Genomic DNA, 23506 nt, shown 5'->3' with positions numbered 1-23506 from the left:
GCACCATGCTGACAAACATCATGTACGTGACGCTCTATGTCACCGATCAGGAGCACGCGCTGAGGTTCTACACAGACCAGCTCGGCCTGGAGAAGCGCGTCGACTACCCGGGGCCTGACGGACGCTTCCTCACCATGGGCCTCCCCGGCAGCCCGCTCGACATCATCCTCTGGCCTCACACCGCGGCCTCGGGGCAGCCGGCCGAGCTTCGGCCCGGCACCACACCCGGCCCGGTCTTCCTCGAATCGGACGACCTGCGCGCAGACTTCAAGGTGCTCCGCGACCGCGGCGTGACATTCGACCAGCCTGAACCGGAGGACTACGGGTACGGGGTCCGCATCGAGGCTGTCGACCCCGACGGCAACCGGATCTCGCTGCGCCAGCGCGCAGCCTGGCAGAGCCGCGGCGATGGCTGACCGTCCGTAGACCCGGTGTGGCCGGCGCCGTCCGGAGCCGGCCACACCGGGCCCAGAACAACGACTGCGAGAGGCCCCACGGCGTTGACCACAGACCCTGACGGACGAGGCGGCCGACCGATTTGACGTCACCGGTGTGCACCTGGCGAGCGTCGGGCCCTTCCTTCTGTTCTGCGGTCCGGACGAGGCAGTGCACAGGGTCGCCCAAGTGAGTGCCACCCTGGCGGTCTCACATCTGGCCGCCGCAGTCGAAGAAGGCATTGCAGCCGGTGCCGCCGTTGTGATGCCGACGCACCCCACCCCCAACGGCCACCGAGCGGTGCTGCGGCACCCTCACGGGGGGCGTGTACGAACACGTCAGCCCCTGAGCCGGCGCAGCGGGCGGGGCAAGGCTTCCCACCCGCTGATGACCTAGGGCCTGTCTGACAAAGGATCTTGGGCAGGTTCGCGTAGCCAGCGGATGAGTGCGGCAAGGTGGACTCCAGCTTTGTAGCGGACGGCGAGTTTGTCGAAGCGGGTGGCGATCCCGCGGAACTGCTTCAGGCGGCCGAAGCAGCGTTCGACCACGTTTCGGGCCTTGTAGAGCTCGCGGTCGAAGGCCGGCGGTCTGCCGCCCGCCTGCCCGCGCCGCAGGCGGTTGGCCTTCTGGTCCGCCCGCTCCGGGATCATCGTGCGGATGCCCCGCCTGCGCAGGACCTGGCGGATCGCGCGGGACGAGTACGCCTTGTCCGCGATGACCGCGTCGGGCTTGCAGCGGGGCCGTCCGGAGCCGGCCCGGGGCACCCTCAGCTCCTCCAGGACGGCGTCGAAGACGGTCGAGTCGTTGACATTGCCGGGCGAGACGACGACGGCCAGGGGCAGGCCTCGGCCATCGCAGGCGAGGTGGACCTTGGTGATCAGCCCGCCGCGGGACCGGCCGAGCGCTTCGCCAGCCGCCTCGCGTGCCGGATCTTCCACTTCGTCCCCCGCCACCGCCCCCTTTTTGCGGGCGCCGGTGGCGTGCTGATGAGCCCGGCTGATCGTGGAGTCGACCGACACCGTCCACTCCACAGCTCCGACACAGTCGTCCCGGACCTGGACCTGCTCAAGCAGGCGAGCCCAGGCGCCGTCCGTCTCCCAGCCGGCGAACCGCTCATAGGCCGTTTGCCACGGCCCGTAGCGTTCCGGCAGGTCGCGCCACGGGGCACCGGTCCGCAACCGCCACAGCACCCCGTTGATCACCTGCCGGTGATCCCGCCACGGCCGCCCACGACCGTCAACCCCCGGCAGCAGAGGTGCTATCCGCTCCCACGCCGTATCCGTCAGCTCACCACGACCACCACAAGATCAATCATCAGCTAGAGCCCGCCGCCGCTGAAGACCGCCCGGCCGCGAGGGACCGCTGGCCGTGACCGGGCATCATGTCGCCATGATCCAGAACGACCGACCCGCGCCCGAGGCGCCTCCGCAGCATCCGGACGTCACCGAGGCGATCGTCCGGGAGCGACGCCTCCACGACCCCTCCGTTCGCCTCTCCGGCCCCCTCGCCGAAGCCCTCTTCGACCCCGCTTTCATCGAGGTCGGCGCCTCCGGGCGGCGGTGGACGCATGCGGAGATGGTCGCTGCCCTGTCCACGCTCCACGGCGGCGCCGAGAGCAGCACGCCCATCACCGCAGAGCGCTTCGAGGGCACGGTCCTCGCCCCCGGGATCGTCCACCTCACCTACGAGACCCGCATCGAGGACCGGCATGCCCGCCGTTCGTCGATCTGGCGCCGCGACGCCGCCGGGGAGTTCCGGCTCTACTACCACCAGGCCACGCCGGTGCCGGACGGGACGGCACGGCCGTAGGGTCCGTCCTGGGGCCTGTCTGCCCCTTCCCGTCGGGTCCGCCTCGCCCGGCCTGACCCGACGCGGATTGTCAGACAGGCCCTAGGAGTTGTCGTCGAAGTGTCACGCCCGCATCAGGAGCGGATGCGAACTCTGGTGGCGATGCCACGCCACTGCTTCAGGCGGTTGAAGCACCGTTCCACCACATTGCGGTGCTGGTAGACCTACTTGTCGAAGGCCGGTGGGCGGCCGCCCCGGCTGCCTCGCAGCCCGGCGATACAAAACGACCCACCGGGACGAAACGCTTTTCAAAGGCGACCAACTTCCTCAATGGCCCGCCCGACGCCGCTCCCGGACGCCTGAACCCCGCGGCAGCCCTCGGCGGACGGCGGAGGTCCTCGACGGAATCCCGCTCGTCGGCGCCAGTCTGCATTCCGTAGGAAGCGACGGCATCGTCGGCCGGGCCAAAGGGCCGGCAACTGTGGGGCGGAGCGCGGGCGGGGCATTGACAGGGCCCGGGCTGGAAGGGACAGCCGGTGGACTGCGGGGGGCAGAGCGGGCGCCGGTACGGCGGTACTCGCGGCGGTTCCGGCGGCCCCGGCACCTCCGTGACGCAGCGCATTCACCCGAACGCGTCTGAAGTGACGTTTCCCCCCTGACACCGGACCGAGACGGCCGCCGTCCCAGCGCTTCCGGCAGACCGGAGACGGCCAGCCCAGCCCTGAGCGGGGTCTAAGCTGGAGGCAACCTCGCGGCCCGCGAGTCGGGGCGGGGAGGTGAGGCACATGCCGGGTAGTGACGAGATGGCCCAGGTCCTCGCCCAGCTGCGGCCCGAAACGGGCAGCTCGGACTTCTTCGGCGGTGATCCGGCCCGCTGCGCCGTCGTCCTGGGCTTCGACGGCCTCGCGGTCTCCCTGACCACGGCACAGGGGTTCAGCGAGCTGGTGTGGTGTTCGCCCGGTGTCAGCGCGGACTTCGAGGACTTGCAGTTCACGCTCGGACAGGGCCCTGCCTGGGACGCCGCTGCCCGCCTCACCGCCGTGAGTGAGCCCGAACTGAGCACCGTGGAAGCGGGCCGGTGGCCGATGCTGCTGGGCGAGGCGGTCGCGCTCGGCGTGCGGGCCGTGTTCTGCATGCCACTGCACCTGGGCGGCGCATGCCTGGGCACGGTGACCTTCCAGCGTGCCGCCCCCGGCCCGATGACGGCCCGGGCCGTCTTGGACGCCCGGATCCTGGCGGCCGCCATGCTCGCCGTGATCCTCGACAGACCCCCCGACCCGCAGACCTCCGCCACCCCGGAGGGGCACGCCCAGTTCCACCGTGCGGCCGTCCACCAGGCCACCGGAATGATCAGCGTGCAGGCAAACGTCACCCTGCCCCAGGCCCTGCTGCTCCTGCGCGCCTATTCCTACCGCCATGCCCGCCCCGTCGCCGACGTCGCCGCGGACGTGGTGGCCCGGCGGGTGCATTTTCGAGAACTACCGGAGCCGGACGCATCTGGCCGAACGAAGGAGTGAAGGCCATGAACCGCGAAGCCCGCGTCCTGGAAGTCGTCATCGAAGCCGTCGACACGGTGCTCGACGATTTCGACCTGATCGACTTCCTTCAGCGACTGTGCGAACGCTGCGTCGAGCTCCTCGACGTCTCCGCCGCAGGCGTCATGCTCGTCGACAACAGCGACACCCTCCAGCTGATCGCCGCCTCCGACGAGCACACGCGGCTGCTGGAACTCTTCGCCCTCCAGCACGATGAGGGCCCCTGCGTCGAATGCCACCGCACCGGCCATATCTGGCTCAATGTCGACCTCAACACCCCTGCGGCCACGGTCGGTTTCCCCGCCTTCGCCGCCCGCGCCCGCGCGGCCGGGTTCGCCACCACCCATGCCCTGCCCATGCGCCTGCGCCACCATGTCATCGGCGCCCTCAACCTCTTTCACCAGGACACCCGCACCCTCACCCCAGCCGACGTACGCCTGGCCCAGACCCTCGCCGACGTCGCGACGATCGCCATCCTCCAGCAGCGCACCATCGACCGCCAGATCGCCGAGCACCAGCAGCTGGAAGCGGCACTGAACAGCCGCATCACCATCGAGCAGGCCAAGGGCATCCTCGCCGAGCGCTGGCGGACCGACCCCGACGGCGCGTTCACCGCACTGCGCCGCCACGCCCGCAGCCACCGGATCAAACTCTCCGACCTCGCCGCGCAGATCGCCGCCGGCACCTTCGACACGGACTCCATCGACCGCCCCTGAGCCGAGGCGTGGGACGGCCGGGCTCAGTTGGTGCGGAGGCTGGGGAGGTGCGTACCGATGTATCCGATGTGGATCTGTCCGGTGCGGCCGCCGGTGTCGTCATAGAGGTGCAGGCGCGGGGCCGGGGGGCGGCCGGAGCCGATGCGGATGTGCTCGCCCATGAAGACCCGGCCCGAAGGGTGGATGGTGCGCGGCACGGGGAAGCAACGGGCCTCGTGCAGGCGGGGACTGGCCATGAGGCGTGTGGATTCGCGGGGGGCGTGGCGGGTCGAGGGGAAGAGCGTGGCGGCGTCTGGCCAGCGCAGATAGGCGGTCAGGTGCGGCAGGAGTTGGGGGCCGTGTGCCGTCTTCGCCGCGGCGTAGCTGTTCAGGGCGCCCAGGGTCTGCCAGGTGCGGCGGATCCAGACCTGCTCGAGGGGGTGGCCGCGCAGGGGGCGGGTGGTTTCGGTGATGTCCGCGAGGACGAGATGGACACACTCGTGGCGTGTCTGGTGGGCGAGTTCTTCCCAGTTGTTCGGTACGACCGCGGTCAGTGGCCGGGCGGAGGCGGGGCAGGGAGCGGCGAGCCGTGAGCGGGGGTGGATGATCTCTACGGTCTGCGCGTCGAGTAGTTCCTCTGCGGCCTCCGCATCCCGTTCTGCGGCTTGGAGGCGTCGGCCGACGGTGTGCAGGGCGGCGGCCAGGGCGCCCGAGCGGGCCGTTGTGACGAGGGCGGCGAACCGTGCTCGTGCGTCCCGGAGTTCTTCGGTCACGGCTCGTTCGCGGCCCTCCGCGTCACGAGTTGCCCTCAGCGCATCCTCGAGCGCGCCCCCGAAGGTGCGTGTCAGTGCCTGCTCCTCGGCGTGCCGCGTGGTGAGAGCCTCCATCCGCGGCCGCTGCTCCTCCAGGTTCGCCAGGGTACGGCTCGGACGTCCCCCATCGGATTCCGCGAGCCGGGTGGTGCGCAGGTGGTGGACCCGGTCCAGGACGCGGCCGCCCGCCGGCCAGGGCTCGCTCGCGTAGCGGAGGACGGCATCGAAGAGTGGCGCGGGATCGCGGGTCAGGTCTCCCTTGACAGCGAGGGTCTCGGCGTTGATCGGGGGCCGGGGCGGGCGGGAGGGCAGGATCAGGGCGCCACCGGCGGGCAGTTTCACGCCGGTCGACTGCAGGAGTCGGTTGACGGACTGCCGCTGCGCGCCGGGGACACGGCACTCCAGGATCCGGCCCATCAGGCCGGGCGCCCGGCCTTCGCGTACGTGGACGTCGGAGCAAGTGGCACCGTCGCCGTCATGGACAAGGACGCTGGTCGAGGAGGGACTCGCGGAGGTTTCCCGTAACCAGTCGCGCATCCCGGCGGTTCTGGGCACCGGGTTCGGTGGGGTGAAGCGGGCCGCGGTGGACTGGTCACAGATGTCCCGGAGCAGGCCCGGAGGCCCGAACACGGCCAGCGGTGAGAGCCATGCCCAGTCCCAGGGCCGATCGGCATGGGCATCGGCCTCGGCCTCGGCCGTCAACTCGTAGCGGGATCCGTCCTGTTCCGGAACGTCCCGCACGGTCAGGCGTACTCGTACCGGTACGTCGTCTGCGACCGGCCAGCGGATGTGGAAGTCCGTGTCGTGTTCACCGGCGGGGGTGTCGTGGAGGAAGTCCCCGATGATCCCGGCTGTTTTCAACCCCTCAAGGTGTGCATGGAGCAGGGCCGCGGCCGCTGCTCCCACGAACCAGGCACTGGTGGCCCGAACCGTCACGGGCAGGACGGCTGGCTTCGGTGATTCGGTCACGCTCTAATACCCCAGGAGGTCGGGAACGGCCGCTGAGGGCTGGACTCGGGCAGCCTTCTCGACCCATGCGGACGTTGCACATCCGTAGGTCAGAACCAGTTGCCATGACGCATGGGGCCAAAGCGTTCAGTACGGGTGCGGCTGAAGGGAGAGATGAGACAAGGCGGTCCGGGACAGGGACCCACGGCAGGACTCCGACTCGTATGCACATGCCGGGGCAACACCGAGGGCCACGGCAACGGGCCGTGTACACCAAGGAGGCAGAGATGATCACGGGGGCGCGGTGATCGGTGGAAGTCTCTCCACTGCCACGGGGTCTGGGTGGCACGGAGAGGCGAATGATCACGGGGTCTGGGTGATCGGCGGGCAGCCTCGGGCCGGACCCGGACGAACTGCGGCCTCAAGTGCGGGAGGCACGGACGGACAGCGTCGCCGGGCCCGCCTGCGGCTGGCCAGCACTGATTCTGCCCATCGACACACGGCTGCCACGACCAAGACCGCGAGGATTCACACGAACGATTCAGAAGTAACGATTGCTTCGGCTGGGCCCGCGCTTGCCGACTGCGCTGGACTGCACAACAGCAGCCGTCGACATCAACCCGGACGATGCCGGACCGAATCTCTTCTACGTACGCATCGTCAACAAGGCCGGAAACATGCGCACACCGTGGCCTGGCGGCAGCCCCTGAGAACGTACCCGTCGGCCTCGGCGCGGGTCTCGGCCGGCAGGGCGTGCCACCAGCCGGTCACGAGGCGGGGTCCGCGGCAAAGACTCTGACCGCGTAGGTCGCGTGCCGCTCCTGCATCGGTATAGCCCGTCGCCCCCCGGTGGGCTGCACACCGCCACCGTACGGTCCCGACCGCCCGAGGCGCGGGACCGTACGGTATGCGTCAGGGCTTCGGGATGACGGTGGGGAGGCCCGTGGGAAGCTTGCCCGGCTCGCTCTTCTGGTAGGTCTCGGTGCCGACTTCCTGCCAGGTGACCTTCAGTTCGGCCGCGCCCACGGAGGCGACCTGGCCCTTCGCGTGCAGTGCGCCCGCCGGGCACTTGAGGTCGAAGGACTTGCCGTCGGTGGTGCCCTGGCAGGTCAGGCCGGAAGCGCCCTCGACGACCACGGCGGTCTTGCCCTTGACGGTCAGGACGACGGGCTTCGACGGATTCGCCATCGAGATCCAGCCGCCCTCCACACTGCCGCCCTTGGCGTCGGCACCGACACCGGAGCTGGACGCGGCCGAGGGACTGCTCGGCGTCGCGGCCGGCTTCGGGTCCTTCGAGGTGGCGGCCTTGTCGCTGCCGGAGTCGCTGCCGCAGGCCGTGAGGGCCAGGGCGGCCGCTATGCCGGCGGTGGCGATGAGGCTGTGGCGCAGGTTCTTGTGCACGAGAAGTCCCCCAGTGGAGCACGAATTGATCGAAAGAGTGTGCCAAATTACCAGGACGGGAGACACGGACGGCGGCGTCGGCGTCACCGGTTCGTCACAGGTACCGGGCGTAGTCGTCCAAGACGCCGCCGATGGGGAGCCGGCCGTCGGCGCGGTCGGCCGCCGCCGTAGAGAACCTCGGGCCGGCAGCACCAAACGATCACCCTGCCGGGCCGTGTTTGTGCGACCCAGGCCCGTGGGACGGAGCACACGCCGAACATGCACAGCAGCCGGTCGTACGGGCCTCCGCCAGGTGGCCGACGAGGGCATCGCCCGTAAGCGCATCGGCGTACGGGCCGAGGCTGCACAGCCGTTCCCTCGCGGCAGCCCACACCGCCGGGTCTACATCTACGACACCCTGTTGATCGAGTAGCGCACCACGCGCGGGACAGCGCGCTGACCGGACCGTCGGCTACAGCCGGTTCGACCTCGTACCGGGCGTCTTCGATCACGACGAAAGGTCGCACAGCGCTCGATGACCCAAACGACAGTCCCTGGGCTACTTGCCATTCAAGTGTGTGGTCAGGCGTGACAGCAGAGGCAGCGCCGCCTCAAGCGTCTTTCGTTCATCGGAACTGAGGACATCGTTGATCGCGGTGCCGAGCCAGTCCGCACGCCTTCGGCGCTCCTCGGCCAGACGGCCGCTTCCCGTCGGCGTGAGGTGGAGCAACAGCTTGCGCCCGTCGCTGGGGTGCGCCTCGGCATGCACAAGGCCCTGGGCCAGGAGTTCTTTGACCGCCTTGGCGGCCGACTGGTGGCTGACTCCCCGCCGTTGTGCGATATCGGCGGTGGTCAGCGGGCCGCTGCGGTCCAGGTAGCCCAGGACGGCGGCCTCGCCAGGCGGCATCTTGTCGGCAGTGCGCACCGTGCGTACGAGCCGTCCGATGGTCAGGCGAAGTTCTTCAGCCAGCTGATTCTCGTCCATGGTGCCAGCCTACCCATGCCCATCAACCAAACTGTACACCTTGGCTCCATTGTTCGCCTTGGTGCCACAGGCGCGTCCACCGGCCCCCGCCGTAGCGAAGGGCGGGAGCGCCGGAGTCAAGTCGCAGCCGACACTCACGGCGCGGAATCTACAACCACGTTGTACAGTTTGACTGTAGATATTCGGTCGGCTCGGAAAGGCCCCGCTGTGAAGCTCACCAAGCACGCCCACGCCTGCGTCACGCTGGAGAAGGACGGCACCCGCCTGGTCATCGACCCCGGCACCCTCACCCCGGATGCGGCAGAGGCCGTTACCCAGGCTCACGCCGTCCTGATCACCCACGAACACTTCGACCACTTCGACGAAAAGCTCGTCGCCGCCGCTCTCGAAGCCCAGCCCGGGCTGCAGGTCTACGGCACAGCCGCGGTCGCAGCCACCCTCGGCAGCCACGATGGCCGCGTCCACGCCGTCGCCGCGGGCGACACCTTCAGCGTCGGTTCCGTCACCGCCACCGTCCACGGCCACCGCCACGCGCCGATCCACGCCGACATCCCGTGCCCCGACAACGTCGGCTACCTCCTCGACAACGGAGCCGTCTACCACCCCGGCGACGCCTACTTCGCGCCCGACGCTCCCGTACACACCCTCCTGCTGCCGACCAGCGGCCCATGGACGAAGCTCGGCGAAGCCGCCGACTACGTCCGCACCGTCAAGCCCGAGCGCGTCATCCAGATCCACGAACTCATGCTCAGCGACCTCGGCCAGCACTCCACCGCCAATCTCCTCGGTGAGAAGGGCCTGACCGGCACCCCGATCGACCGCCTCAAGCCCGGCACCACCGTCCAGCTGTAAGAGAGCATCTGATCTCGGTAGTTGGTAGGTGGGGATGCTCTTGTGACTACGTGCGTCCGTGGCCGCTATCGGGGGCATGACAGCCCGGCGCGCGTCCCAGTAACGTCTCGGACGCCCGGCAGGCCTTGATCGAGCCGGTGTTCGCTGCCTGGCCGGTTGCCCGCTGAGGACCTGGTACCGCAGCGCGGGTGCATGAGCTGAGAGAGATCGTGAACGCGATCCTGTACGACAACTGCACAGGAATTCCTTGAAGCCAGTCAGGAACTCGATGTCGGGAAGGAGATCAAGGACGCAAACGCCACCTGATCACCGACGCCCTCGGGCTGGTCCTCACCGTCCTCGCCGCCGCCACCGCCACCGCCACCGCCGCCACGATCCACGGCTCCGTCGGCGGCAGGCAGGTCTTACCGAGCTGGCTGCCGCCCATCCGAGCGTGACCAAGGCATGGGCGACAGCGGCTACCAGACCAGCGTGACCGCACCGCCCAGACCCGGGCCCTGCACGCCTACCTCAGCTGGCGCAACAAGAGCGCCCGCCACCTCGAAGACCTCGCAGCACAACGACGCGAACGCGCACGCATCCGTAGCGAGAAAGGCATCCGCTGGGGAGGACGCCCCCTGCAAGGAGCGGCATGATCAAGGCGGATAGCCTGCTCGTGCGCTCGATCGCGGATGCGGTCAACTCGTCAGACGGAAGTGAACGATGGTGGCGTCATCGGTCGACTTGATGTCGGGGTAATGGAAGCGCAGCCTGTCTTGCAGCTCCGCAAGATCGCGAAACCCGTCGGCGATGGCGTCCGCCTCGGTCAACTCGGCAACGCTTTTGGAAGTGATCTGAGTGACCACACCGGAAAGTACTACTTCGTCATTCAACTCGAACACCATGCTCACCGGGCCCGTCTCCACTGGGTCTCGGAACCGCACCGTGGTCGTCTTCCGCCCGGTGCGTACAGCATCGAGATAGGCGGGATGGAAATGCAGGGTCTGCATTGCGGCCGAGCCCAGCGCTCCGTCGGACCCCGCGGACTGCTCCCCCCAGACATAGGCATGAGGCAGAAGGTCGGTGACCGCGACACTGCGAATGCCGCCGGCTACCGGCACGAGGACGCGGATACCTGGGTGGTAGTCCAGCAGGACCTGCCGGTCCCGGCCACACGGCGCGAGCACGCCGCGCCCCGTGTCACCGACGGCAACAATCGCCGCCAGGTCACGTGCTCCCGCAGCGCGCGCATGCCCGAGCGCCACCAACTCCGCGCAAGGTCCGCCCGTGAAGTGATAGAGGTTGATGCCACCGAACATCCGGCCCTGTGCGTCTCGCACAGCTGCCCCGACGGTGTGCACCTCACCGTCACCGTTGTCCTCAACAACGCGCTGGGCGAACTCGACCAGCTTCAGATCTTCTTCCGTCGGCAGATACATCGTGCTGTCCATCCAACAGACACTACCCATACACGTCGCCAAGCCATGCAACCCGGTGAACGTTCACGGTCACGGCACTAGGCTCACGCCACAACAGCGAGGCCGAGGTGGGCATTCATGTCCAGCTCGAACCAGCCGCCCCGTGGGCGCCATCGCCGCCCACGGGGCTTCAGTGGACCGCGAACGCAGGGGGCGACAGGGAGAACCTCGACGCGCGGATCTCCCCCAGGTCGAGTACCGCGGCCTCACCCTGGAACGCGGCGGGCCGCTCACAGCTGAGCCTGGCGGGCATCATTTCGCTCGACACGATCTCGGAGTACCAGTCGAACCGATCTCCTGCCGGTATCCCGCCCGTTGACACGACTGACCACATTCAGCGCCCCCTGATGGATCTCTTTGACGAGACCAGAATGCAGCCAAAGACCCGTGTCCACGCACGGTGATCGGGCAGGCCCTCCGCGCGGGGAGGGCGGTGGCTCGCGGCCCATGCCGATGAGGGGCACACCCACGCGGATTCCGCCGCGGGACGCGCGGCGCAACGGTCCCACCACCGACTGCGGCTTGCCTCGCCGCCCTGACGGGGCGCGCCCGAAGCGGCTGCCGAAACGGCGGGGCATCCCGCGAGGACGGAGAGCAGGCTTCTTGACCTGGGGCCCTATTGATCACAAACGGTTCGGATTCGCATCAACAGGAGGAGACTTCACCAGGGTCGCCTGGTCCGCCCCGATGGTCCTGGCCGCGTCGGCTGCTTCCCGGAAGGTGACGACCGCCTCGCCGTTCTCCCGCGCCCATGCGGTGAGCATCCTGATGGGCTCCTCCAGGGTTCGCCCGAGATCGGTCAGGGCGTACTCCACGCGTGGCGGCGCCTCGGCGTACGCGTGCCGCTCGACGAGCCCGTTGGCTTGGAGCCGGCGCAGCGTCTGGGTCAGTACCTTGCGCGAGATGCCACCGCTCAGCTCGACCAGCTCGCCGTGGCGCAACGGGCCATCGGTCAGCGCGAAGAGCGTGACCATGGACCACTTGCTGGCGATGATCTCCATGGCCAGGAGAGCGGGACAGTCCGAGAGGAAGCCGATTCCGGGTCGCAGGCTCATGCCCTGAAGGTTACCTGGAGGTACCTGGCGGCCGCCTAACGTCGTCGAGGTGCGCACACCCCGTACTCGCATCTCGCATGATTGAGGTTTCAGCCATGTTCGTCTCCCTTGCCGTCGTCACCGTGTTCTTGTCGGCGGTTCTCCTGGTATCGGCGGGGGCCAAGTCTGTGCGGACGCGGCACATCACCGAGCAGATGTCCGCCCTCGGAGTGCCGCAGAGCATGATGCCTTTCCTGATCGGCGCTCAGATCGCGGGCGCGGCCGGTGCGATCGCCGGACTCTGGTGGGGCCCCCTCGGAATCGCCGCCGCGATCGGCCTGACGCTCTATTTCGCTGGGGCGGTCGCCGCCCACCTGCGTGTCGGTGACCGCAAGGGCGCGCCTCCGGCGGTGGTCCTCACCATGGCCTCCGTCGCCCTGATCGCGCTGCGCGCTGCCACCCTCTGATCCGATGACGCGGACCGGGCGGCATGGATCAGCGGTCGCATCCGCTGCCCAGAGACCGGTGACACCTCGTGGGCGGCGGTCGGCGCCGCCGTGCCGATCCCTGCCGCCCGCCGGCGCTCTCAGCGGGAGCCCGGTCCGATACGACTGTCCGGGCACAGCACCCGGCGGCGCGGGCGCCCTCTGGCCCTCGCGACTGCCTGCCCCGAGACACCCAGGAACGTGACACTGCCCGCAGAGGCCCCGGGGCTCCCCTCCCGGGCTGCCGACGACTGGCCTTCACCCACCTCAACGGAAGCGAACCGGCGCATAGGCCCCGCCCCGGCAGTGGTACACGTGCTCGCCGGGCTCAAGTCGTGGGGATCGGTCTCGCGTGGGGGCTCTTCCAGGCCTGGCGCGGCGCCGCATTCGGCGGCAGGTCATCGCAGGGCCAACGAGGTTCCCGGTCGTGGAAGAACCACGGCGTCAGTTTCTCCTGCGGGGACGGTGCCTCCTGCGGCGGCGGAGGCGACTGATACCTCGACTCCTACCGCGGGTGGGGACACGCCGCCGATCCGTAGACGGTGGCTGCGGAGTCAAGGGCCGGTCCAACGGGCCGGCCCTTCCACTGCGCTGAACCTCCGCCAGGCGTCCGGTAGTTCTCGCCAAGACCAACGCCTTGGTCCCCGTGTCAGAACCGTCCCTGACGTATGACGCCGGGATCGACACGCGCTGTGTCATCCAGACGTCCGTGCCCGTTCCGTGACCGACGGAACCGGAAGCCAGATGAAGCCCCTCGACAGCAGTGCCCGGGACGACGCTGGTGCGGCTCCTTGAATACGTCTACGCCTTCGCGATGACCGGGCCACGGCCGCGCTGTCGTGTTCCTTAACACCCCCCGCGGCCCGTGCCACGCCAGGCACCCGCGCGGCTCGCGCGCGAGCCGGCCTGCTCCTGCGTCACCGCCGGCAGGGCCGAATCACGGCACGCGGCACCGACCTGGCCGCCGTCCCGCGCGAGGGTTCGGCCCCGGGGCCGGGGCTGGTGTGGCAGCCCGGGGGTACGCCCTCAAGACCGAGGACCGCGTGGTCCTGGCCGCCACCCGCCGGGGCCGGGTCGAGCTCCTCGGCCGCGCAGGAGCTTCAGCTCCGGCCCTGACGGGCCGCGGTCGCGCCGCCGTCCGGGCCGTGAGCGATCGCCGCTCGCGCCGGCGTGCGCCGGTGGCAGACTGCTGCCTTGATCGCGGGCACAAGTCCGCGTACATGAAGGGGGATACGTCGTCATGCGCAAGATGAGGTGGGCGGCCGCGGCCGCCGGTGCGGTGCTGCTGATCGCGGGGTGCGGCAGTGAAAGCGATTCTCCTCAGGGCCGAAACGGTGACGCGCCATCAGCCGGTGGCTCCGCCACGGCGAAGGCAGGTTCGGGCGGCGGCCTGGACGTCGAGGCGGTGAGGAAGGAGATAGACGCCGCCGCCACAACGGCCGGGTTCACCGCGAGGCAGCCCGCGGACGACGCCCCGCCGGGCCTCAAGTCCTGCACGGTCAGGTGGCAGGCGGACGGCGCGAAATCCACCGACTCGAGGAAGTCCTACGACGCCACGGTCGCCACGCTGCTCAAGGGGGGCTGGAAGGAGAGAGGGAGAACCGACGAAAAGCAATCGGTCACCATGGCGATGGACAAGGGCGGCTGGAACATCATGGCGTGGCACTACCCCCAGGGCCGGGTGGATGGCACGGACTGGATCAGCTTCATCGCCAACGACACCGGGCCCGCGTGCAAGAAGCCTTTCCAGGAAGACCTGGCCGACAAAACAACGAACAAGCAGTAGTTCCGGTCGCGAACACGCGGCAGGCCGGGGCCCGTGGGCGTGGGCCCGTGAGTCCCGGCGGCTACTGGCGACAGCCGGTCCTGTTCCAGCTCGTCGACCGCCAGGCCCCACCGGAGCTTGGTCTCGGTCCACTCCGCACCGTACCGGCACAGCGCGTCCGCCGACGGGGGCAGCCGGTACGTTCCTCGACGGCGAGCGGGAGCGCGGAGACCGCCGCCCCCATCGGCAGGACCTGCGTAACCACTGCCGGCCGTTCGGCGGCGTACGCCGCGGTGGGGATCCACTCGGTGGCGGCGGTTAGGCTGGGGCGGTGAACCGCACCGATCGCCTGTATGCACTGGTCGAGGAGCTTCGCGCGGTAGCGCCCCGGCCGCGCAGTGCTCCGTGGCTGGCACGGCGGTTCGAGGTCAGCGTACGCACCGTAGAGCGGGATCTCGAAGCGTTGAGGCAGTCGGGCCTGCCGATCCGCAGTGACTCCGGTCGGGCTGGTGGATACAGCCTGGACCGGGACCGTACGCTGCCGCCCGTGACACTCAGCGCCACTGAGGCGCTCGCCGTCAGCGTCGCGCTTCGCACAGCGGCGTCCACGCCGTTCGCCGCAGCCGCACACCGTGCCGGTCAGAAGGTGCTGGCGGTGCTGCCCGCCGACGTGCGACAGCGGGAGGAAGCGCTCGCGCGGCTGGTGTACCGGGTCGGGGACCACGCGCCTGGCCAGAGCGGCAAGTTGAGCGAGATCATCGTCGAGGCAGTGGTCTCCGGGCATGTCCTGCACCTCACCTATACCGACCGGGCCGGCGCGGCAACAACACGCGACATCGAGCCGTTGGGCCTCCTGTGGGGACCCAGTGGCTGGTATCTGGCGGCGTGGTGCCGGCTGCGGTCAGCGGTCCGGGGCTTCCAGCTCGACCGGATCACCTCGTTGGAACTGTCGGACGAACGAGTGGTGTCCCGGGAACCGCAGTGGAGGGCCGAGTTGAAGCGCTTGGATGCCGAACCTATCGCTCTGTGATCTGAAACACCGACAGGACGGTGTCGCGAGGGGCCGCAATGCTGTTCACCATGGACAACGAGAAGCGCATGATCACGTGGTGCCGCATGTGGAACGAGGACCCCTCCCTGGCGTACGGCCTGATGTCCGACGATTGCCTGCAGTGGTCGGATCACGGAGCCAACCTGGACTCGGTGGTCGGCCCGCACCAGCAGGAACAGTTCGTTACCGGGTACCGCGCGCGCCACGTGAACGTCTTCAGCCCGCGAGTACTCGTCGACGCCGGTGACCGATTCGCCTACCTGTGGGATGTGAGGAAGGCCGACGGTCAGGTACTGACCGGCATCGACGTCAACATCCTCGCGGACGACCGCATACGGGAGAACTGGACGTTCGTGGCGGAGCGGCGTTGTGAGCAATCCGATCCAGAACCCGATGCGGCCCCTCCGACCGACCCTGCCACGATCGAGGACCTGTGCCACCACTGGGTTCAGCTCCGCAACGGCCGGACCGAGCTGGCCACGGACGTGGTAACGGACGACTTCGACCTGTTCTCGGGCGCCGGACCGGGTGGCGATGCGCACGGTCCCTCCGAGTTGGCCGACCTGATCGAGCGACAGGCCAAGACCAACGACCCGCCCGCCATCACGATCCACCGGCAGCCCGTCGTCGACCCCGCGCGAAGGTACGCAGCGTTTCTCTGGACGGCCGAAAGCAGGGCTGACGGTACCTCTGTCGGCGGCGTCGACCTGCTGACAGTGCGCTCCGGCCGGTTCGCACGCGCGTGGTCCCTGACGGGGACTCGTCCATTCCGGTACTGAAGCCCGTGCCCACGCCACCTGGTGGACGCAATATCGGTGGTCGCGTCTTTGTGTCCATTTCGGCACCGTAGGCGTGGATGCCGACCCAAGGTTGGTCGTGAGTTGCGCCGTGCTGCCGCTCGACCTGCCCCGGCTACGCACCCTGGTCACTCACCTGCGCGGCGAGCTCGGCCGCACCGAGAAGGCGCTGAGCGCCGCTGAGGAGGCTGAGGCGGTCGCCACGCGCCGGCGGCCGCGTCCTGATCCGCCCGCGTGGCTGATCGAGCGGAGCATGGGGGCCGCCCTCGGAATGCTGGAATGCGCAGGTACCGGCAGGGTGGGGGGATGAGCCCTGACCTGCGCGTGATCGTGTATCCGCCGGACGCCGAAGGCGGACGCCGCGTCCGTATCGACGGTGAGATCCTCGGCCGCGCCCTGGGCCCCGACGACCTACTGGAGTTCCTGCGCCGGGCCGGCTTGGACCCCGACGCCGTCCGCCTCGACGACCCGCTCCTGCTGGAATGGCGCGGCGGCGGACCGGCTGTCTGGAGCCCTGACACCGACGGAGCATGAGCGCAGCGGACGGGCCGCCACCCTGACCGGGTGGCGGCCCGTCCGCTGCGCATTCAGCGGCTTTCGATCAAGTTCGAGCCCCGTTCGACACCCCACATGGCGAGCTTGGACTCTGACGATGATCGAGATCCTCGACAACCTGGACGTGCTGTCCCTGGTCTACCTCGACCTCATGACTGTCGAGATGCGCGGCATAGCCCTGGGGGCGCCAGCCATCAGCGTTTCACGCCAGAGCATCATCCAGGCCCAGTCCTCCGTAGTCGCCCGGTACCGCGGCGGGACCGACATCGACAGCGAGTACCACGACGCCGACGGGCGGCACCTGACCCTCGACGAGGTCGTCGACCAGGCTGCCCAGTCAGATGGATTTCTGTACTGCGCCGACAAGCTCACCTACAAGGTTCGAGCCGGTACGGTCGTCGGCTTCACGATCTACGGCCCGCATCTGTCCCACTTCGCCCACCTGACCTCATACGAGGAATTCCTGGATGCCTTCGGCAGGCCCGATCACGCGCATGAAGACGAGGCATACGGAGACCTCATGGGCTACGTCAACCACTACTGGGGCGCTCAGAAGTGTGTGCGGTGGGATGCCTGGGACCATCGAGTGAGCCTGATCAACCTGGGTGACTTCGAGGGAAACGCCCGCCCGTGACCGAACGTGCCAGATCCAGGCGACGTGATCGCGTCCTGGCGCGAACCGGATGGTGGCCGGCTGCCTGCAACGGAACCGCCACCTGAGGTTCAACGGAAAACTGAGCGCGCGGAGGCGGCCGAAGCCCCGGCCGGCCCCGGCACTAGCGCTTCGACGAGGGGACTTCACGATCACGCCCAACGGATGGTCGGGAGCCCGGGACGAACAGATCGGTTCGGTTCAGGGGCCGCCGCCCGCACCCGCGAAGGCAGGAGCACTACAGCCTCTGGTAGCGCTCCAGGAGGTCCTCATCCTGCTCACCGGTGATCCCGAGGGCGGTACCGAGTTGGTCCGGCTGAACGATGCCTGCCACCGTACGAAGGTGCCCCGACCGGCCGGGGGGAAGGCCGGTCGGGGCGGCGCCCCGGCCGGCGGGGGGAACCGGGCGGGACGGTCAGGGTGTGGGCGCGGGAGGGTGGTCGCCTCGCAGCGGAGAGCTCCTCCGGAGAGCTCCGGAGGGCTTCAGCCGAACGATCTTCCCCGCAGGCATCGACCGGGCCCGGGGACACAGTCCCTTCCCACGCCCCACACATGAATGAACGGTCAACCAATCCGGAAAGTTCCCCAACGCCCGATACCCCGGATACCCGCTCCGTCTCCGCCTGTCGGTACTGAACACGGTGGTAGTGCCGTCGCACAGACAGCCGGCCCACACCGGCCCTGGCGTGCTGCTCATCCTCCGCGCAGCAAGGTCAGAAGGCGACGGGGACCGTCAGGTCCGTGGGCGACGGCCGCACGGCGGCACCCGGCCCGCACGTCGGCCAGTTCGGCCCGTACGTCCACCCCCGGCCACCTCCCCGCGGCCGCGGACTCCCTGACCGCCGCCCCATGCACTTCCGTCCGCGCCGCGGCGGCGTCGCCGGGAAGCACCGTGAGCTCCGCGGCATCAGCCACCACAGCGACCAGCCGCACCACCTCGACCGGGCCGCATACCGACGGGGGAACATGCATGCCGAGCAGCCGGGGCACCCATCCTGCGAGGGCGGCCCGGATCCGGTCGCACAACCCGTCGACACCCGTATTCGGGCCGACGGGCACGGTACCGGCGCTCATCGCCCCGGGCCGTACCGCCGGGAAGCCAGTGACCATCGGAATGCTGGGCTGACCGGCCGAGGGCGGGCGCCGGCTGCTCGGCCACTTTCCCGCGCTGGGGCCTTCAAGGCCCTGACGTGCCTGAACACACACGAAACGCACATGCGACCGGCATATCGGGGTAGATGCTGCTGCGGGGTGCGGCCTTGGCCATCAGGGCCGCGACGGAGGCCGCACCCCCACGCCCGGCCCGGCCCGGCCACGCGTGGAGCGGCGCGGAGAGGGGCAGGCGCCGGTCAGAGATCGGCGATGGGTGGTATTCGCAGGTCAGAGAGCATTTCTGCTAGCTTCCCGGCCATGCTTGAGACCGGTGGTTCTGCCCGGGATCTGGTCGAACTTCGTACTGCCGGAATCGGGTGAGTTGCTGGAGTCAGCGCACCCGGCACGCTGTACGTGCTGCCGGACGCAGACGGGGCCGTGGTGAAGCCGGTGGATCGGTTGTTCCCTGAGCTTCAACCTGCGGACGACCACCGGCGACGGTCCGGTCGTACGGGATGGACTGTCGCGGTCGTGATGGCGACCTCGGCCGCAGCCTTCGTCGTCGCCATCCCGGACCGCAGATACTCCAGGAACTGCCGATGGAGCCCCGGCATGAATCGCGAGGGACGGCGCTCCGCCCGCCGCACGGTCGAGGCGGCTACTGCGTCGCAGGCGGCGGCGAACGCCGGCTGCTCGCTGCGCCAGGTATTGGCCTGCCCGGGGCCGTATCCGCCCCCGCCCCGGCCAGAACAGGGCTCCGGCCCCGGATTCACCCGCCCGGGCAGCCTGATTCATCGGCGAAACGCCACTGCAGCCCGCAGCCGTTCAGTCCTTCCCATGACGGGCGTAGCGTTCGTGGGCTGACTGGCGTGTGCATCCCAGGGCTGTGCCGACCGCCTCCCAGGACACCAGTGCGGTGCGGGCAGCACGGACCGTGTCGACCGCGAGGAGTGGGGTGGCGTCCTGGAGCCGGGCGACCGCTCGCAAGGCGGTCACGGGCTGCGTCTGCGCCAGCTCCCCGATCCGGTCGAGGAGTGCGGCGAGCATGCCCTCCACGTCCCGCGGGACCAGGCCCTCGACTGCGGTGACGTGGTACTCCCAGTCCGCGGCCGGCCCGGTCCGCGCCCCGTACCCCTCGGTGGCCTCCACGTCCCCCCACCCCACCGGATGGACAGCGCTCACCCGCCATCCGCAGCCGCAGGCGGCCTTGACACCGGCTGCCCTCTCGGACACCGTCCCGTCGCTGTCCCACCAGGCGGTGCCGTCGCCAAGAGCGACCACGGGCAGAGCTTCTGCGCCGTCCGACAGCAGGGCCACCACGGCTCCTTCATGACGGCCGCTCTCATCGATCCAGCCCATCGCCATACCCCTCACCCACGAGACATCAGGGTTTCATGACACCCGAGATAGTGTCAGGACGGCCCGACGGATGACGGCAGTTCTGTACAACTCCCCCTGCACCGATCTCTTTGCCCGGTAGCCGGCTCGCGACATGCCGAGAGCCGGGCCCGTGGGGCGCCGGCTCTGTCGGCAGTCTCGCGCGCCAGCGCGATCGTGCGGTATCCCTGGTGCGGTGTTTGGAACCGGTAGCAATTCAGGGGATTCACCGCATAGTTCCGGCGACAGGTGAGAGCGGGTATCAGCAAGTACACGCGAGACAGATTGGACCAACCCCCTTTGCGCGAGTTACTCCCTGTATCACCTGTGACCTGAGGTTTTCCGCCCCTGACGGACGCCGCAGCTGAGCAGCGGTCACGGCGCGACGCGTCACGGATTCCGCTTGCCGGTACGGCGTTTGAACAGCAGGACAACCGGGAGCCGGCCCCCTTCCACGGTGATCCGTGGGTGACTTGGGATGCCAGGATGCCAAAGGCTCGGTCCGCGATTGATGGTGGGCGTAGCTCCGTCTCGGGGCAGCTGATCTCGGGTGTTGCGACGACCGTTGACCAGCCCAGGGCATTGCGATGGGCGGTACTCGGTCGGGATATTCGCTGGTCGCCGGTTGTTGATGGTGGTCATACTGCCGCGATGGATCCAGTGACTCTTGAGACCGACCGTCTGGTGCTGCGGGCCTTCGCGCCTGCCGACGTGGATGCGGTGTACGAAGCCTGCCAGGACGAGGACGTCCAGTTCTATACCCCGGTGCCGGTGCCGTACCGGCGTGCGGACGCGGAGAAGCTCGTCGGCGAGACGCTGCCCGTTCAGTGGGCCGAGGACAGGGACTACACCCTCGGCGCGTTCCGCAAGGACACCGGCACCCTGGTCGGCTCGTACTGCCTGACCCTCATCAGCCGCGGCGTCTGGGAGCTCGGTTACTGGGCGGTCAAGGAGCAGCGCGGACGCGGGTACTCGGTTGAGGCCTCTCGGGCCCTGTGCGACTGGGGCTGGGCCACGCTCGACGTGCACCGCATCGAGTGGTGGGCCATGGCCGGGAACACCGGCTCGCGTGCCGTCGCCGAGAAACTCGGCTTCACCGTCGAAGGGACACTGCGCAATCGCGGCATCGCCAACGATGGCAAGCCGCACGACTGGTGGGTGGGCGGACTGCTGAGGCCCTGATGCTCGGGCCGGTGCTTCGCCGGCTGCGTTTGCTCTTCTGCAGGGAAGTTCTTTTGAACGAAGAGTTGGCCGATCTGTGGCTCGCCCGGTGCGAGTCGGAGCTTCGTGAGCGGCGTGGTGCCGAGCGGCAGCGACAGGTCGGTGCCGGCCCGAAGCACAACCTGCTCTTCACCGACCGCCTGCTCGTCACCCTGGTCCCACCTACGCACCGGGCTCCCGCACGCCGCGCTCGCCGAGCTGCACGGCATCGCCCCCTCCACGAGCTCCCGTGCCATCCGGGAGATCCGCCCGTTGCTGGCCATGCGTGGCTTCGCAGTCCCCGACCACTTCGGCGTGCGGCTTCGGACTCTGGCGGACGTGTTCGCCTACGCCGAGGCCGCGGGGATCCGGTCGCGGATCGACGGCGCCGAGACCCTGGTTCGCCGCCCGAAGGCAGGCAGGGCCGGACGGCGGGCCTTCGTCTCCGGCAAGACAAGGCGGAACACCATCGAGACCACCCCGTACGCACCACCATCGTCCAACGACAAGGAGATTGCTCCAACCCCCACCACAAACCCGGACACCCAAACATGAGAAGGGCACCTACCCGGCCCCCTTCCCCACATAGGCCGCTCGCTGCACGGCCGCAGCCAGCCCGGCACGTCAGGACAGGGCGTACGGGCCAATCCCAGCAGTGCCGGTCGGGGTCATCCCAGTGCTTCTGTGCTGAGTGAACTTGAAGCCGTCCGATCCGTATGTCGGCGTACGTGCCAATCTGCTCAGTCCAGTACGGGTGAACGGGCTCTGTCGCTGATCTTGTGACGGTCAGCCGTCGAAGCGCAGCCAGTCGATGGGGAAGCCGGCCAGCGGGTTCAAAGCGCATCGGTGGGTAGCCCCGGCCCAGACGTCGAACTCTTCGCCATCCTCGCTGCTGATACGCATCACCAGACCAGGTGCCACGTAGAAGTGAGTGGGAACCCAAGGCCAGAAGGGCCGCAGCGGCACGGGCTGTAGGGCCTGGGTGATCTGCTCGACCTGCAGCGCCGTGAGTCTGCGGGACAGGGCGAGGTAGTCGGCGCCCATGGAAGCCTCGAACAGCGAGAACTGGATCAGAAAGCCGCTGAGCGGTTCTTGTTCGGCGATCAGTTCCTCATCGAACTCGCCGAACCAGACCGTCGGATCGGCCTCCGGTTCGTCGAGCGTCCACAGAAGCGACCAGAAGAAGCCTCCTTGGCTCTCGTCACCGAAGATGCGCATCTCCCCGCGAAGGTCGGTGTGCAGGCTTGTCTCGGGCAGGATCCTGTTCTGGACCCCGAGGACGCCCGGCCGCTGCTCCGCGAGCCGGTACAGCTGCCTCAATCCATCGGGCACGTGCGGCCCCGTACGGGTCGTGGCCGGTCTGACCCCTTCGGCGTCAGTCTCGGTGAGAGCCGGGTACCAGCCGGTGATGAATTCCTCCAGCGCTGCTACCCGGCCGCCGTTCACATGCCTGAGCCACTCCAGACCCGGCAGGTCCCCTGAGGGGAGCAGGGGACGCACCCTGTCGAGAAACTCCCTGCTCAGGGGCGATTCGAGGCGGATTTCGCAGTCGGTCAGAACGCCGTCGGATGTGCCGGCCCGGCTCACCCGGCCCGTGCCCAGATAGAGAACCTCTCCCTCAACACGGACCGCGATGTGGATCGGCAACAAGGTTTCGTCCCCGCCCCAGGACGACCCCATGAGCCGGTCTGCGACCGCTACTGGTGCGGGCCCGAGCAGGCGGACCTCCTCCGCGTTCCACACTCCACTCCGGTCAAGGCCATCTCCCGCTTCCATGATGACCACCGTGCCGGCCGGGCCATGACGACGACGGCGCCACCTACCGCGTAGCGCCCGGCTACCGAGCCGCCCACGAGCACCGGTATGCGCTCCGCATCGAACGCCGACAGCGGAATCGAACATTGCCCCTGACCAGTCATCATCCGCACATCATCCTCGACCACACCGACGCCCCCAATCACCGGCGGGGACAGCGGTCGTCACAAGATCAGCGGCAGAGCCCATTCGTGCATACCCCGACACCGTAGGCCTCGATGGATCGTCTGGCGGGACAACTCAATGCCTTTGACCTCCACCAGATGGGCCAAGAACTCGCCGGTGGTCAGGCCCTTCGCGGCCGGGCGACTTCTGTCAGCACGGTCTTCGCGCGAGTCCCGTCGCGACTGTTGCGGCGTGGGAGAAGATCCTGCGGGCCGTCCGGGCGACGCCGGTGCGGAAGGGCGAATCGACTGGAGCATGGTGAGTGTGGACTCGACGTCCTGTCGAGCACACCAGCACGCGGCCGGCGCCCTCAACCGAACACCGCGGAATCCCGGGCCGCCGCAGTCGCCCGGCCAAGCACCGTTTTGATGAGGGCCTGGGCCGCTCCCGCGGAGGGCTGAACCGCAAGATCCACCCGGCCAGCGAGGGTGGTCGTCGCCCATTGGCCTTCGTCATCACGCCCGGACAGTGGGGTGACGCCCCGCAGTTCATTCCTGTCCTCGAACAGGTCAAAGTCCCAAGGCCAGGTGGCGGCCGACGACCCACCCGGCCAGACCACGTCGGGGGAGACAAAGCGTATTCGTCCCGCCGTAACCGCCGGTGCCTGCGGGCAAGGAGCTACGGCGACCAG

23 protein-coding genes and 3 pseudogenes are annotated in these 23506 nt (G+C 68.9%); 15 read left to right on the top strand and 11 right to left on the bottom strand.

Annotated features, from left to right (window positions below; genetic code table 11):
* Positions 1–5 precede the first annotated feature (5 nt).
* The gene (locus ADK52_RS29180; RefSeq protein ID WP_053692843.1) at positions 6–416 is read left to right on the top strand and encodes a VOC family protein; all 411 of its coding nucleotides are present in this window, start codon (positions 6–8) and stop codon (positions 414–416) included.
* 411 nt (positions 417–827) lie between these two features.
* On the opposite strand, the gene ADK52_RS29175 is transcribed toward ADK52_RS29180, so the two are convergent.
* Positions 828–1721, bottom strand: a complete 894-nt coding sequence (locus ADK52_RS29175) for an IS5 family transposase (protein WP_078988687.1) — start codon at positions 1719–1721, stop codon at positions 828–830.
* A gap of 103 nt (positions 1722–1824) precedes the next feature.
* On the opposite strand from ADK52_RS29175, the gene ADK52_RS29170 reads away from it, so the two are divergent.
* Positions 1825–2244, top strand: a complete 420-nt coding sequence (locus ADK52_RS29170) for a DUF4440 domain-containing protein (protein WP_053692841.1) — start codon at positions 1825–1827, stop codon at positions 2242–2244.
* A 131-nt stretch (positions 2245–2375) separates the two neighbouring features.
* Here ADK52_RS29170 and ADK52_RS41800 read toward each other — a convergent pair.
* A pseudogene (locus ADK52_RS41800) lies at positions 2376–2489 on the bottom strand (IS5/IS1182 family transposase); the annotation flags it as partial.
* A gap of 519 nt (positions 2490–3008) precedes the next feature.
* On the opposite strand from ADK52_RS41800, the gene ADK52_RS29165 reads away from it, so the two are divergent.
* Both ADK52_RS29165 and ADK52_RS29160 read left to right on the top strand, forming a co-directional pair.
* Positions 3009–3740 (top strand): ANTAR domain-containing protein, encoded by a 732-nt coding sequence (locus ADK52_RS29165; RefSeq protein WP_053692840.1) that lies wholly within the window; start codon positions 3009–3011, stop codon positions 3738–3740.
* A gap of 5 nt (positions 3741–3745) precedes the next feature.
* Positions 3746–4474, top strand: a complete 729-nt coding sequence (locus tag ADK52_RS29160) for a GAF and ANTAR domain-containing protein (RefSeq protein ID WP_053692839.1) — start codon at positions 3746–3748, stop codon at positions 4472–4474.
* Positions 4475–4497: 23 nt separating this feature from the next.
* On the opposite strand, the gene ADK52_RS29155 is transcribed toward ADK52_RS29160, so the two are convergent.
* The 3 genes from ADK52_RS29155 to ADK52_RS29145 all read right to left on the bottom strand — a co-directional run bounded on the left by ADK52_RS29155 (position 4498) and on the right by ADK52_RS29145 (position 8578).
* On the bottom strand, positions 4498–6234 hold the full coding sequence (locus ADK52_RS29155; protein ID WP_159046054.1) for a hypothetical protein: 1737 nt from the start codon (positions 6232–6234) through the stop codon (positions 4498–4500).
* 891 nt (positions 6235–7125) lie between these two features.
* A complete protein-coding gene (locus tag ADK52_RS29150; RefSeq protein WP_063783962.1) occupies positions 7126–7614 on the bottom strand; it encodes a hypothetical protein in 489 nt (162 codons plus the stop codon).
* Between the two features lie 538 nt (positions 7615–8152).
* Positions 8153–8578: a MarR family winged helix-turn-helix transcriptional regulator gene (locus ADK52_RS29145; protein WP_053692837.1), complete on the bottom strand. Its 426-nt coding sequence runs from the start codon at positions 8576–8578 to the stop codon at positions 8153–8155.
* A 207-nt stretch (positions 8579–8785) separates the two neighbouring features.
* Here ADK52_RS29145 and ADK52_RS29140 point away from each other — a divergent pair, with 207 nt between their 5' ends.
* A complete protein-coding gene (locus ADK52_RS29140) occupies positions 8786–9430 on the top strand; it encodes an MBL fold metallo-hydrolase (protein WP_053692836.1) in 645 nt (214 codons plus the stop codon).
* Between the two features lie 677 nt (positions 9431–10107).
* Here ADK52_RS29140 and ADK52_RS29135 read toward each other — a convergent pair.
* From ADK52_RS29135 to ADK52_RS29125, 3 genes are all read right to left on the bottom strand, one after another.
* Complete coding sequence (locus tag ADK52_RS29135) at positions 10108–10860, bottom strand: ASCH domain-containing protein (RefSeq protein ID WP_053692835.1); 753 nt, start codon at positions 10858–10860, stop codon at positions 10108–10110.
* Positions 10861–11017: 157 nt separating this feature from the next.
* Positions 11018–11155: a hypothetical protein gene (locus tag ADK52_RS29130; protein ID WP_199828564.1), complete on the bottom strand. Its 138-nt coding sequence runs from the start codon at positions 11153–11155 to the stop codon at positions 11018–11020.
* A gap of 355 nt (positions 11156–11510) precedes the next feature.
* A complete protein-coding gene (locus ADK52_RS29125; protein ID WP_053692833.1) occupies positions 11511–11942 on the bottom strand; it encodes a winged helix-turn-helix transcriptional regulator in 432 nt (143 codons plus the stop codon).
* A 95-nt stretch (positions 11943–12037) separates the two neighbouring features.
* On the opposite strand from ADK52_RS29125, the gene ADK52_RS29120 reads away from it, so the two are divergent.
* The 7 genes from ADK52_RS29120 (at position 12038) to ADK52_RS29090 (ending at position 17208) form a co-directional block, all read left to right on the top strand.
* Positions 12038–12388, top strand: a complete 351-nt coding sequence (locus ADK52_RS29120; protein WP_053692854.1) for a DoxX family protein — start codon at positions 12038–12040, stop codon at positions 12386–12388.
* 1258 nt (positions 12389–13646) lie between these two features.
* A complete protein-coding gene (locus tag ADK52_RS29115) occupies positions 13647–14192 on the top strand; it encodes a hypothetical protein (protein WP_053692832.1) in 546 nt (181 codons plus the stop codon).
* 310 nt (positions 14193–14502) lie between these two features.
* Positions 14503–15201, top strand: coding sequence for a helix-turn-helix transcriptional regulator (locus ADK52_RS29110; protein WP_053692831.1), 699 nt, complete (start codon positions 14503–14505; stop codon positions 15199–15201).
* Positions 15202–15251: 50 nt separating this feature from the next.
* Positions 15252–16001 (top strand): nuclear transport factor 2 family protein, encoded by a 750-nt coding sequence (locus ADK52_RS29105; protein WP_147420116.1) that lies wholly within the window; start codon positions 15252–15254, stop codon positions 15999–16001.
* Positions 16002–16110: 109 nt separating this feature from the next.
* A complete protein-coding gene (locus ADK52_RS29100; RefSeq protein ID WP_053692829.1) occupies positions 16111–16329 on the top strand; it encodes a hypothetical protein in 219 nt (72 codons plus the stop codon).
* Positions 16326–16553, top strand: a complete 228-nt coding sequence (locus tag ADK52_RS29095; RefSeq protein WP_053692828.1) for a hypothetical protein — start codon at positions 16326–16328, stop codon at positions 16551–16553. Before ADK52_RS29100 ends, ADK52_RS29095 begins: the two co-directional genes overlap by 4 nt.
* A gap of 118 nt (positions 16554–16671) precedes the next feature.
* Entirely contained in the window at positions 16672–17208 is a 537-nt protein-coding gene (locus ADK52_RS29090; RefSeq protein WP_053692827.1) for a hypothetical protein, read from the top strand.
* Between the two features lie 1935 nt (positions 17209–19143).
* Here ADK52_RS29090 and ADK52_RS29080 read toward each other — a convergent pair.
* Positions 19144–19677 carry a hypothetical protein gene (locus ADK52_RS29080; RefSeq protein ID WP_159046053.1) on the bottom strand — a complete coding sequence of 178 codons (534 nt, stop codon included), beginning with the start codon at positions 19675–19677 and terminating at the stop codon, positions 19144–19146.
* Positions 19678–20346: 669 nt separating this feature from the next.
* Here ADK52_RS29080 and ADK52_RS29075 point away from each other — a divergent pair.
* Entirely contained in the window at positions 20347–20877 is a 531-nt protein-coding gene (locus tag ADK52_RS29075) for a GNAT family N-acetyltransferase (protein WP_053692824.1), read from the top strand.
* A 105-nt stretch (positions 20878–20982) separates the two neighbouring features.
* A complete protein-coding gene (locus ADK52_RS42590) occupies positions 20983–21450 on the top strand; it encodes a hypothetical protein (protein WP_159046052.1) in 468 nt (155 codons plus the stop codon).
* 231 nt (positions 21451–21681) lie between these two features.
* On the opposite strand, the gene ADK52_RS29065 is transcribed toward ADK52_RS42590, so the two are convergent.
* Both ADK52_RS29065 and ADK52_RS45120 read right to left on the bottom strand, forming a co-directional pair.
* Positions 21682–22671 (bottom strand): hypothetical protein, encoded by a 990-nt coding sequence (locus ADK52_RS29065; protein ID WP_159046051.1) that lies wholly within the window; start codon positions 22669–22671, stop codon positions 21682–21684.
* 224 nt (positions 22672–22895) lie between these two features.
* Positions 22896–23062, bottom strand: a pseudogene (locus ADK52_RS45120) (IS256 family transposase); the annotation flags it as partial.
* 6 nt (positions 23063–23068) lie between these two features.
* On the opposite strand from ADK52_RS45120, the pseudogene ADK52_RS40585 reads away from it, so the two are divergent.
* Positions 23069–23491: pseudogene (locus ADK52_RS40585) on the top strand (transposase); the annotation flags it as partial.
* Between the last annotated feature and the right edge of the window lie 15 nt (positions 23492–23506).

The sequence above is a fragment of the Streptomyces sp. WM6372 genome (assembly GCF_001279655.1).
Classification (GTDB): Bacteria; Actinomycetota; Actinomycetes; order Streptomycetales; family Streptomycetaceae; genus Streptomyces.
Note: the sequence above shows the minus strand (reverse complement) of the source record. Positions and strands in the feature narration are given on the sequence as shown.

What these genes read in the sequence shown, in the direction of transcription:
- ADK52_RS29125 (WP_053692833.1), bottom strand. Translation starts at nt 11,942, where the DNA reads ATGAGCCTGCGACCCGGAATCGGCTTCCTCTCGGACTGTCCCGCTCTC.
- ADK52_RS29165 (WP_053692840.1), top strand. Translation starts at nt 3,009, where the DNA reads ATGCCGGGTAGTGACGAGATGGCCCAGGTCCTCGCCCAGCTGCGGCCC.
- ADK52_RS29065 (WP_159046051.1), bottom strand. Translation starts at nt 22,671, where the DNA reads ATGGAAGCGGGAGATGGCCTTGACCGGAGTGGAGTGTGGAACGCGGAG.
- ADK52_RS29105 (WP_147420116.1), top strand. Translation starts at nt 15,252, where the DNA reads ATGGACAACGAGAAGCGCATGATCACGTGGTGCCGCATGTGGAACGAG.
- ADK52_RS29095 (WP_053692828.1), top strand. Translation starts at nt 16,326, where the DNA reads ATGAGCCCTGACCTGCGCGTGATCGTGTATCCGCCGGACGCCGAAGGC.
- ADK52_RS29080 (WP_159046053.1), bottom strand. Translation starts at nt 19,677, where the DNA reads ATGGGCTGGATCGATGAGAGCGGCCGTCATGAAGGAGCCGTGGTGGCC.
- ADK52_RS29145 (WP_053692837.1), bottom strand. Translation starts at nt 8,578, where the DNA reads ATGGACGAGAATCAGCTGGCTGAAGAACTTCGCCTGACCATCGGACGG.
- ADK52_RS29135 (WP_053692835.1), bottom strand. Translation starts at nt 10,860, where the DNA reads ATGGACAGCACGATGTATCTGCCGACGGAAGAAGATCTGAAGCTGGTC.
- ADK52_RS29090 (WP_053692827.1), top strand. Translation starts at nt 16,672, where the DNA reads ATGATCGAGATCCTCGACAACCTGGACGTGCTGTCCCTGGTCTACCTC.
- ADK52_RS29120 (WP_053692854.1), top strand. Translation starts at nt 12,038, where the DNA reads ATGTTCGTCTCCCTTGCCGTCGTCACCGTGTTCTTGTCGGCGGTTCTC.
- ADK52_RS29160 (WP_053692839.1), top strand. Translation starts at nt 3,746, where the DNA reads ATGAACCGCGAAGCCCGCGTCCTGGAAGTCGTCATCGAAGCCGTCGAC.
- ADK52_RS29170 (WP_053692841.1), top strand. Translation starts at nt 1,825, where the DNA reads ATGATCCAGAACGACCGACCCGCGCCCGAGGCGCCTCCGCAGCATCCG.
- ADK52_RS29115 (WP_053692832.1), top strand. Translation starts at nt 13,647, where the DNA reads ATGCGCAAGATGAGGTGGGCGGCCGCGGCCGCCGGTGCGGTGCTGCTG.
- ADK52_RS29180 (WP_053692843.1), top strand. Translation starts at nt 6, where the DNA reads ATGCTGACAAACATCATGTACGTGACGCTCTATGTCACCGATCAGGAG.
- ADK52_RS29075 (WP_053692824.1), top strand. Translation starts at nt 20,347, where the DNA reads ATGGATCCAGTGACTCTTGAGACCGACCGTCTGGTGCTGCGGGCCTTC.